The 1,083-nt window shown below is 70.4% G+C and carries 2 protein-coding genes; one reads left to right on the forward strand and one right to left on the reverse strand.

What is annotated here, in order from left to right:
- Positions 1 to 308, reverse strand: a 308-nt coding sequence (locus D7Y21_RS41230; RefSeq protein WP_121718612.1) for an NmrA family NAD(P)-binding protein, incomplete at its 3' end; no start/stop codon positions are given.
- Between the two features lie 77 nt (positions 309 to 385).
- Between D7Y21_RS41230 and D7Y21_RS41235 the strand changes: the two genes are divergently transcribed.
- The gene (locus D7Y21_RS41235) at positions 386 to 997 is read left to right on the forward strand and encodes a TetR/AcrR family transcriptional regulator (protein WP_121718611.1); all 612 of its coding nucleotides are present in this window, start codon (positions 386 to 388) and stop codon (positions 995 to 997) included.
- The last annotated feature ends 86 nt before the right edge of the window (positions 998 to 1,083 follow it).

The following is a 1,083-nucleotide window of genomic DNA, read 5'->3' on the forward strand; positions in this document are numbered from 1 at the left end:
TCCGCGATGGATGTGCCGAAGCGGACCTCGTCGTCGTCCGTGACGCCGTAGCTCGCCTGTGCCGAGCTGGGCTGGATGCTGAAGACGCCGTACGCCCCCGCGACCGCATGGTCGAGCGACGCACGGTCCCCCATGTCTCCACGCACCAACTCCACGCCCGCCGCTTCAAGCTCCCGGGCCTTCGCGCTCGCCGGGTCCCGCACGAGCGCACGGACCCGCCATCCGTCCTTGAGCAAGGCCCGCGCCGTCGCGCCTCCCTGCTGCCCTGTCGCTCCAAGCACCAATACGGTTTCGCGCTTCGTCACCATCAGGTCCTGCCTTTCCCTTGCTAAGCGGAGGATTGCTCCGGTTGAATGCGGAGCTATCCTCCGTTTTTCAAGTGGCAATGACAAAGCAGCCGAAGAACCCGAAGGAGGACGCGACGGGCGGAGCCTTGCGCGCGGATGCGCGGCGCAACCGGGAGCGGCTGCTCGCGGCGGCGCATGCCGTGTTCTCCGAGCGCGGCGCGGACGCGTCGCTCAACGACGTGGCGAAGCGGGCGGAGGTCGGCATCGGCACGCTCTACCGTCACTTCGAATCGCGGGAGGCACTGCTCGCCGCGACATGCGACGAGCGGCTCCTGCTGCTCGCGAAGCAGAGCCGCGAACGCGCGGCGTCCCTGCCCGCGCTCGAAGCGCTGCGCGTCTTCCTGGAGGAGCTCGTGCACTCGGCGGGCATGTACCGGGGGCTGGCGGCGTCGCTGGGTATCGTCCTCAAGAGCCACACCCAGGGCTGTGACGCAACGACGGCCGAGGGCGAGCGCCTGCTGGAGGCCGCCCAGCGCAAGGGCGAGGTGCGAAGCGACGTCCTCCTGGATGACGTGGTGTGCATGGCGATGGCCATCTCCCTCGCCGCCGCGGAGGACGCATCGGGCCCCAAGCGCGTCCACCGCCTCACCGGGATGTTCTTCGACGGGCTGCGCTCCCGTCCCGAGCCCCGCGGGGCACGGCACCGCTGACGCGAGCGGCCATCACGGCCACGAGTTCCAGGCTCCAGATGCCTGGGGCCACCGCAGCAAGGGGACCACGCCCCCCAGGCCGCAGG

This window comes from Corallococcus sp. AB045, assembly GCF_003668895.1.
Lineage (GTDB): Bacteria > Myxococcota > Myxococcia > Myxococcales > Myxococcaceae > Corallococcus > Corallococcus coralloides.